This is a genomic window from Actinophytocola xanthii, from assembly GCF_001921205.1.
Classification (GTDB): Bacteria; Actinomycetota; Actinomycetes; order Mycobacteriales; family Pseudonocardiaceae; genus Actinophytocola; species Actinophytocola xanthii.
The window spans coordinates 1-722 of record NZ_MSIE01000192.1; the positions used below are offsets into that span (position 1 = coordinate 1).

Below are 722 nucleotides of genomic sequence, written 5' to 3' on the forward strand. Positions count from 1 at the left end.
GAGCCGCATAGAGGAGTCCTCCACGGTTCGGGGGGAAGCTCAGACCGGTGTACGCCTCCCGAAGCTGAGCGCGTGGTGTGCCGCCGTTCCCCGGCGGCGAGTGTGGGTTGTCACACTTGGGCGAGGTGGGTCGACAGTGGCTGTATGTACGGGTCACAGAGGCCACCGGTGTTGGACAGCCTGAGTGAGATCGAGCAGGCGACCGTGGATGCCGCGCGCTGCGGGGTGTGGGCTGGGCCCAACGTCGCGCTCGTCGGAAAGGATCTCTCGGTCACGGATGATCCAGGATTGCGTGTGCGGGCGGTGGTTATCCGGGAGTTGCTGATGGGGCGTCGGGGGGAGCTGGATCCGCATGGAGTACGCATTCAAGGTGTGCAAGTGGTCGGGCTGCTTGACCTGGACCATGTGGCGGCAATAGCTGGTCTGGTGCTGGATGAGTGTGTGTTAATGGACGGACTCACCTGTGAACATGCATCTATACGCGAGCTGATCCTCACCGGCTGCGTAGCACCAGCCCTGCATGCCACAGGGTTACGTACGGACGGTGACCTGCGCTTGCGGGGTGGCATCATGCGGGGAGCGCGTGAGGACGGGGTTGTGCGGTTGGTGGGTGCTCACGTCGGAGGTCAGCTTGATCTCGACCGCAGTGTGATCATCAATGATTCCGGTTCAGCCTTAGAGCGTGTTTGAGATCTTCATGGTGTGGTGAACTGGCGTGGCCC

1 protein-coding gene is annotated in these 722 nt (G+C 62.5%); it reads left to right on the plus strand.

What is annotated here, in order from left to right; all coding sequences use genetic code 11:
* Positions 1-168 precede the first annotated feature (168 nt).
* Positions 169-690: a hypothetical protein gene (locus tag BU204_RS39830; protein WP_143230067.1), complete on the plus strand. Its 522-nt coding sequence runs from the start codon at positions 169-171 to the stop codon at positions 688-690.
* Positions 691-722: the final 32 nt, after the last annotated feature.